General features: G+C 70.0%; 6 protein-coding genes and 1 pseudogene. 1 reads left to right on the forward strand and 6 read right to left on the reverse strand.

Going from position 1 to position 6,997, the window contains the following annotated elements; all coding sequences use genetic code 11:
• The 5 genes and pseudogenes from FV228_RS16405 to FV228_RS16425 all read right to left on the reverse strand — a co-directional run.
• Positions 1–408 (reverse strand): annotated as a pseudogene (locus tag FV228_RS16405) (protein-L-isoaspartate O-methyltransferase); the annotation flags it as partial.
• Positions 405–1,169, reverse strand: a complete 765-nt coding sequence (gene surE, locus FV228_RS16410) for a 5'/3'-nucleotidase SurE (protein ID WP_147855604.1) — start codon at positions 1,167–1,169, stop codon at positions 405–407. The pseudogene FV228_RS16405 and the gene surE, both read right to left, overlap by 4 nt.
• On the reverse strand, positions 1,169–2,503 hold the full coding sequence (serS, locus tag FV228_RS16415; RefSeq protein ID WP_147855605.1) for a serine--tRNA ligase: 1,335 nt from the start codon (positions 2,501–2,503) through the stop codon (positions 1,169–1,171). Before serS ends, surE begins: the two co-directional genes overlap by 1 nt.
• A gap of 91 nt (positions 2,504–2,594) precedes the next feature.
• Positions 2,595–2,960 carry a nuclear transport factor 2 family protein gene (locus FV228_RS16420; protein WP_147855606.1) on the reverse strand — a complete coding sequence of 122 codons (366 nt, stop codon included), beginning with the start codon at positions 2,958–2,960 and terminating at the stop codon, positions 2,595–2,597.
• A gap of 121 nt (positions 2,961–3,081) precedes the next feature.
• Positions 3,082–3,525: an OsmC family protein gene (locus tag FV228_RS16425; RefSeq protein WP_147855607.1), complete on the reverse strand. Its 444-nt coding sequence runs from the start codon at positions 3,523–3,525 to the stop codon at positions 3,082–3,084.
• 151 nt (positions 3,526–3,676) lie between these two features.
• On the opposite strand from FV228_RS16425, the gene FV228_RS16430 reads away from it, so the two are divergent.
• Entirely contained in the window at positions 3,677–4,543 is an 867-nt protein-coding gene (locus FV228_RS16430; protein WP_147855608.1) for an ATP-binding protein, read from the forward strand.
• A 409-nt stretch (positions 4,544–4,952) separates the two neighbouring features.
• Here FV228_RS16430 and FV228_RS16435 read toward each other — a convergent pair.
• The coding region (locus FV228_RS16435; protein WP_187277781.1) for a TonB-dependent siderophore receptor at positions 4,953–6,997 on the reverse strand (2,045 nt) is incomplete at its 5' end.

Below are 6,997 nucleotides of genomic sequence, written 5' to 3' on the forward strand. Positions count from 1 at the left end.
GGCCTGGACCACGTGGACCTCGGACAGGGCGGCGAGCCGCGCGGCGGCCTCCCGGGCCAGGGTGGCGTAGCGCTCCAGGCTCAGGACCGCGCCGGCCCCGAGCTTGGCCAGCAGCGCCGTGGCGTAGCCCGAGCCGGTGCCGATCTCGAGGATCCGGTGGCCCGGCTCGACGCGCAGCAGCGCCAGCATCTGGGCCACCTGGGTGGGGGCCGTCATCGAGGCGCCGCAGGGCAGCGGCAGGGCGAGGTCCCGCCGGGCCTGGGCGCGATGGGCCTCGGGGGCGAACGGCTCCCGCGGGACCTGCTCCATGGCCCGCAGGATCGCGGTGTCCCGCATCCCCCGGCCCCGGAGCGCCATGACGAAGGCCGCGTTGCCGGCAGCCTCCTCGAGGCCGCCCAGATCGATCACGCCGAGAAGGCCTGCGCGAACCGGGTCAGGGTCGGCTCGTCCGTGAGGTCGAGGCGCAGGGGCGTCACCGAGATCCGCTTCTCGGCGATCGCCTTCAGATCCGAGCCGTGGCCCGGCTCGAACCGGGCCTTGGCGAAGGCCAGCCAGAAATACGGATTGCCGCGCCCGTCGACCCGGGCGTCGATCGACAGCAGCGCCTGGTTCCGGAAGCCCTGCGCCGCCACCGCGATGCCCTGGACGTCGGCCGGCGCGCAATCCGGGAAGTTGACGTTGATCACGATGCCGGGCTCGATCCCGGTCTCGAGGATCTTACGGATCACCTTCGGGCCGTGCTCCCGGGCGCAGTCCCACTTGAGATTGGTCCGTCCGCCCGCCCCGTAGGCCTGGCTCAGCGCGATCGAGCGGATGCCGAGGATCGTGCCCTCCATGGCGGCCGCGATCGTGCCCGAATAGGTCACGTCCTCGGCGACGTTCTGGCCGCGGTTGACCCCCGACAGGACCAAGTCCGGCCCGTGATCGCCGAGGATGTGGCGCACCCCCAGGATCACGCAATCGGAGGGCGTGCCCTTCACGGCGAAGCGCTGCTCCGAGACCTGCCGCAGGCGCAGCGGGTCGTTCAGCGAGAGCGAGTGCGACACGCCGGACTGGTCGCTCTCCGGCGCCACCACCCAGACGTCGTCGGACAGCTCCCGGGCGATCTCCTCCAGAGTGGCGAGCCCCGGCGCGTGGATGCCGTCGTCGTTGGTGACTAGGATGCGCATCAGTGGGCCCCTTCGATCCGGTTGAGCCCGCCCATGTAGGGGTGGAGCACCGACGGGATCGTGATGCTCCCGTCCGGGTTCTGGTAGTTCTCCATCACGGCGATCAGGGCGCGGCCGACCGCGACCCCCGAGCCGTTGAGCGTGTGGACATAGGCCGGTTTGCCGTCCTTGCCCCGGTAGCGGGCGTTCATCCGCCGGGCCTGGAACGGGCCGCAGACGGAACACGACGAGATCTCGCGATGGGTCCGCTGGCCCGGTACCCAGACCTCGATGTCGTAGGTCTTCTGGCTCGCGAAGCCCATGTCGCCGGTGCAGAGCGTCATCACCCGGTAGGGCAGATCGAGCTTTTTCAGGACCGCCTCCGCGCAGGTGAGCATCCGCTCGTGCTCGTTGGCGGATTCTTCCGGCGACGTGATCGAGACGAGCTCGACCTTGTTGAACTGGTGCTGGCGCAGCATGCCCCGCGTATCCCGGCCCGCCGCCCCGGCCTCGGCCCGGAAGCAGGGGGTGAGCGCGGTGAAGCGCAGGGGTAGTTCCTCCTCGCGGAGGATGGATTCGCGGACGAGGTTGGTCAGCGGGACTTCGGCGGTGGGGATGAGCCAGAATTTTTCGGTCCTGTCCGGCTCCGTTCCGGTTGCCGTCGCCGTTGCGGTATCGAGCCCCTTGAAGACCGAGAACTGATCATCCGCAAATTTCGGAAGCTGCGCCGTGCCGAACATCGCTGCGTCGCGCACCAGAACCGGCGGCGCCACTTCCAAATACCCATGCTCTTGCGTGTGCAGGTCGAGCATGAACTGGCCCAGCGCCCGCTCCAGCCGGGCGAGCTGGCCCTTGAGCACCACGAAGCGCGAGCCCGAGAGCTTGGCGGCGGATTCGAAATCTATGAGCCCGCTGGCCTCGCCGAGCTCGAAATGCTCGCGGCCCTCGGTCAGCCGCTCGCGGGCGGAGGCGTGGCTGCGGTAGAGCACGTTACCGTGCTCGTCGGCGCCGTCCGGCACGTCGGGCTTGGGCTGGTTCGGGATCGCGGCGAGTTTTTCGGATAGCGCCGCGTCGGCCCGGTCCTGCGCGGCCTTCAAGTCGGCCTCGGCGCTTTTAAGCGCGGCGACCTCCGCCATCAGGGCGGCCGCGCGGGCCTCGTCCTTGGCCTTCTTGGCTCCGCCGATCTCCTTGGCGAGCGCGTTGCGCCGCTCTTGGTTGGCCTGGGCCGCCGAGACCGCGGATTTGCGGGCCTCGTCGAGGGCGATCAGCGCGGACGAGAGCGACGCGAGCCCCCGGCGGGCGAGGTCGCGGTCGAAGGCGTCCGGGTTGTCCCGGATGGCGCGGATGTCGTGCATCGTGTCGGCTCGGATCTGCGGCGCACGAGGCTCGGCGCGCGCGGCCCCCGCTTTGCCGCATCGCGTCCGGTGGGACAAGCGCGGGGCGCCCTCACGCCTTCGGCGGCGCGATCTTCAGCTGGTCGATCGCCCACAGCCAGGTGCCGTCCGGCTGCGCGCGGGCGACTTCCACCGACAGCGCGCCGTTGGGCAGCCGCGCGAAGGTCAACGCGAGGGCGCCGTTGCGCACGGGTTCCAGCGTCTCGGGGGCCGGAAAGTCGGACTTGCGCGCCAGCAGATCCGTGTAGAAGGCCCGGATCTCGGCATGGCCGGTGGCCACGACGCGGCCGGCGGCCAGCACCGCGTCGGGCTCGTAGAGCGCCACCAGCCCCTCGACATCGCCGGCATTGGCCCGCTCGTTGAAGAGCTGGGCCAGCGCCGCCGGCTCGGTTGCAGCGTGTCGGTTCTCGTGGGCCACGGGCAACTCCTGTGTGGGCTATGGGTGTGTGTGACATCTCGGGCTGCGCGCCCGGATGTGTGAGAAGACGTCGGCCACGACGCTGCGGGATGGTCCGAAACGCCATACGCCCGGCCGGCACTCATGCGAGGCGCGCCCCGTCGGCATCCTCCACCGAGACGGTCACCGGGATCCCGGCCTTCACGCTCTCCGAGACGGTGCAGAAGCGCTCGAACTGCTCCAGCACCCGGTCGATCCGGGGCATGGCCTCGGCCGCGGCCCCCAGCCGGATGCGCACGGCGATCCCGCCGATCCGCAGGCGGCCCTCCGGGTTGCGTGCCATCCGGCAGGTCGCCTCGGCGGCGACGCCCTGCGCGTCCTGCCGGAACTTGCCCAGAGCGAAGACCAGGCTGGCGCACAGGCAGTTCGCCACGCCCGAGGCCAGCAGCTGCTCGGGGATCGGACCTGTGCCGCCGCCGACCGGGGGCGCCTCGTCGGTGAGCAGGCCGGACAGCCCCGCGCCGAAATCGACGGTGAAGACGTAAGCCCCGACCTGGGTGATCCGGATCGTCGGTCCTGCATCCATCGGCGCCCTCCCGGGGCCGATCCGACCGCCCACGCGGAGAATTCAACGCCCGATCCGGCTTCGCGTTCGAGCCGCACGGGGACAGATGATTTCTGCAACCGAACGCCGTAGTACGGTCGCTCGACCGATCCGGAAGCGAACCCCCGATCCGATGACGAGCTTCGAGACCCTGATGCCGCTCCTGGAGCGGATCGCTACCGCCCTGGAGCGCGCCGCGCCGCCCGCCCAGCCGGCCTTCGACCCGAACGCCGCCGACGCCTTCCTGTGGGGGCCGGAGCGGCGGCTCACTGCGGTGCCGCAGGTGGCCCGGGTGGAGATCGGCCTGCTCACCGGCATCGACCGGGCCCGCGACACCCTGATCGAGAACACCGAGCGCTTCGCCCGCGGCCTGCCGGCCAACAACGCCCTGCTGTGGGGCGCCCGCGGCATGGGCAAATCCTCGCTGGTCAAGGCGGCCCATGCCGAGATCAACGCCCGCCGGCCCGAGGGCGCGCGGCCGATGAAGCTGGTGGAGATCCACCGGGAGGATATCGAGGCCCTGCCCGACCTGATGGCCCTGCTCCGGCCCGACCCGCATCGCTGGCTGGTCTATTGCGACGACCTCTCCTTCGACGGCGACGACACCTCGTACAAGTCGCTCAAGACCGCGCTGGACGGCGGCATCGAGGGTCGTCCCGGCAACGTGCTGTTCTACGCCACCTCCAACCGCCGGCATCTGCTGGCCCGCGACATGGTCGAGAACGAGCGCTCGACGGCGATCAACCCCGGCGAGGCCGTCGAAGAGAAGGTCTCGCTGTCGGACCGGTTCGGCCTCTGGCTCGGCTTCCACAAATGCAGCCAGGACGAGTTCCTGGCGATGATCCGCGCCTATGCCGATCGCTACGGCCTGGACCTGCCCGCGGAGCGCCTGCGCGCCGAGGCCCTGGAATGGGCCACCACCCGGGGCTCCCGCTCGGGCCGCACCGCGTTCCAGTTCATCCAGGACCTGGCCGGGCGGATGGGGAAGGTGCTGGATTGAGGATTCTTATAAGCGCCTGATCGATTTGAGATATTCCACCCGCGACCTCATCCTGAGGTGCCCGGCGATCGAAGATCGCCGGGCCTCGAAGGAGCCCTCCAGAAGCCTCTGTGATCCCTAGAGGCCTCCTTCGCAGCGTTCGCTGCGCTCCGTCGCCTCAGGATGAGGGCGTGGATGGGACAGGCGCTGCCCGGGCGGTCGTCGGTGGATGCGCCGACATCGGTCCACGCACCCCGTCATCCCGGGGCCGCAGATTGGAGCCAAGGATCCAAAACCACAGGTGGAGCAACGCGTTGTACCGTCGGCGGCTCTGGGTCCCGGGTTCGCCTCCGGCGCCCAAGGATGACACGGTGATTCATTCGGCTGCGGTCGCGTCGCCCTGCAGACGCCAAGCCGCCGCCGCAGATTTTCAAAAATCCACCGACGCCGAGAGCCACGTGGTACGCGGGGCCCCGAGGATGAGGGCGCCGTTCGCGTTGGCGATCCAGTAGTGGTTGTCGGTGACGTTGGACACGGTCACGCGTAGCGTGACCGGCCTGTCCTGCACCAGCGCCACGTAGCGCAGCCCGAGATCCAGCGTCGTCCAGTCCGGGATTTTGGAGAAGGCGGCACTGGTCAGGGTGGTGCCGGCGTAGGACGCGCCGGTGTAGACCATCGTGGCGATCGCCGTGAGACCGCGCAGGAACGGCGTGTCCCATTCGAGGCCCGTGGTGGCCTGGAAGCGCGGCGCGCCGGTGGCGGGATTGCCGTCGTAGAGGCCGCCCCGGGTCCGGCGCCAGCGGGCGTCGAGCAGGGTCGCGCCGGCGATGACCCGCAGGTCCGGCGCTATCGCGCCGAAGATCGTTCCCTCGAAGCCGCGGTTCCGCTGAGAGCCAGCGACGCCGAAACGGTTGGTGATGGGATCGACGTTGCCGGCCGGCTGGGTGATCTCGAAGGCGGCCAACGTCGCCCCGAAGGTCCCGAAGTCGAGCTTCGCGCCGATCTCATATTGCCGCGACCGGGCCGGCGCGAAGGTCTGGGCGGTATTGATCGCGGTGTTTGGCGCCCGCAGCGCGGTGAGGCCCTGGACCGCGTTGGCGTAGAGCGAAAGCGCCTCGGTCGGCCGCACCACGAGGCCGAAGGCCGGCGTCGTCGCGCTCTTGTCGTAGGACGTGCTCAGCAGGCCCGTGATCGGCGCATAGTTGCCGAGTTCGATCTCTTGACGCCGGGCGCCGACCATGAACTCGACCAGTCCGTCGGCCACCGACATCGTGTCGGCCACGGCGTAGCTCGTCATCCGGTCGTAGCTCGCCCGGCCGCGGGGATACGTGCCGGCGGCCAGCGGTAGCCCCGGCGAGGCCAGACGGACGGGCGCGTAGAGGTTCGACCGGTAGTTCGGATACGTGATCTGGCCGAGCGTCAGGTCCTGATCAAGGATCGTCGCGCTGAACACGGCCTCGTGCCGGATCCAGCCGGTGTCGAACCGCGCCCGTGCCCCCGCCTCGCCTGACAGCGTCGACGTGCCGCCGGTCTGGAAGATCGAGTTCACCTGCGTATTGCCCCGTCGATCGAGCAGGGTGAAGGCCGGGTTCTCCTGCTTGTCGTAGGTGAAGCGGTTACCGCCGAGCGCCGCGAACAGCATGATGTCCGAGGTCAGGTCGAACTCCGCGCGGCCGAGGCCGGTGAGGCTGTCGGCGCGGGAGAAATCGAAGTCCTGGGACATGTTCCGGCGCGGGTTCGGTGCCCGGGGGACGTGCAGCCCCGGCTGCGGATTTCCGCCCCGGGTCTGGGCGTCGTAGGCGTCGTGCTGGTAGATCACGTCGGCGTAGAGCCGGAGCCGGTCTCCGGAATAGTCGAGGGCCAGTGAGCCGACGCCGTTGCGCTGCGCGGTCCGGTCGATCGGCGTGTCGCCGCCGAAGCCCGCGCCGTTGATGCGGATGCCGAACTCCCCTGCCTCGCCGTAGCGCCGAGAAACGTCGACCTGCGCCCCGCCTCGGGTCGTTGAGGCGTAGTCGACGGTCGCCCGGGTCAGCGGTTCGTCGCCCGCGCGCTTGGTGACCACGTTCACGGTGCCGGCGACGCTGCCGAAGATCGACGCGCCGAACAGGAACGCCGCCGGCCCCTTGAGCACCTCGATCCGCTCGAGTGGGGCCGGACTGATCCGGTAATCGGGCACGAGGCCGTACAGCCCGTTCAGGGCGAACTCGCGGTTGTCGACCCGGAAGCCGCGGATCGTCAGCGCGTCGTAGCGGTTGCCGCTGCCGATCGAGGCTCGCACGGACGGGTCGGTACGCGTCAGGAGATCGCCGACGCTGATCGCCTGCGCGTCGCGGATGGTCTTCTCGGTGTAGCTCGCCGTGCTGAACGGCGTCCGCATGTAATCCCGGTTGCCCAGGATGCCGAGTCGGCTGCCGCGTGCGACCTGACCGCCGGCAAACGCCTTCGGAAGGCCGCCCGCCTCCCCCTGCCCCAGCC

This window comes from Methylobacterium sp. WL18 (assembly GCF_008040015.1).
In the GTDB taxonomy this organism is placed as follows: domain Bacteria; phylum Pseudomonadota; class Alphaproteobacteria; order Rhizobiales; family Beijerinckiaceae; genus Methylobacterium; species Methylobacterium mesophilicum.